This window comes from Yersinia sp. 1252 StPb PI (genome assembly GCF_048593885.1).
Taxonomy (GTDB): Bacteria; Pseudomonadota; Gammaproteobacteria; order Enterobacterales; family Enterobacteriaceae; genus Yersinia; species Yersinia enterocolitica_E.
Genome location: NZ_JAZGQE010000577.1, coordinates 1 through 241, shown reverse-complemented (window position 1 = coordinate 241; position 241 = coordinate 1). Strand labels below are relative to the sequence as shown.

Genomic DNA, 241 nt, shown 5'->3' with positions numbered 1-241 from the left:
AGGAGCTTCTTTACCTCTATTTATCTCATACAAAAATTCGATATCAAGTCTTTCTGCTCCTATCATGGGTAGATCATACAAAACATCATCAAGATAGTATAAATCTCCTATGCTTTTTCTAGATGAGAACATTATTTTTTCAGAGAAAAACTCAAAAGTAGACTCTTCCTCCGAAGAAAATCTATCGGCATAATCCTTAATATAATCAAGATACTTGATATATATATATTGATCCACATCG

General features: G+C 31.1%; 1 protein-coding gene. It reads right to left on the bottom strand.

All coding sequences use genetic code 11. The features are described from left to right. Nucleotides 1-241 (bottom strand): hypothetical protein (locus V2A85_RS24795; RefSeq protein ID WP_420072698.1); only part of this gene is annotated, 241 nt, incomplete at both ends.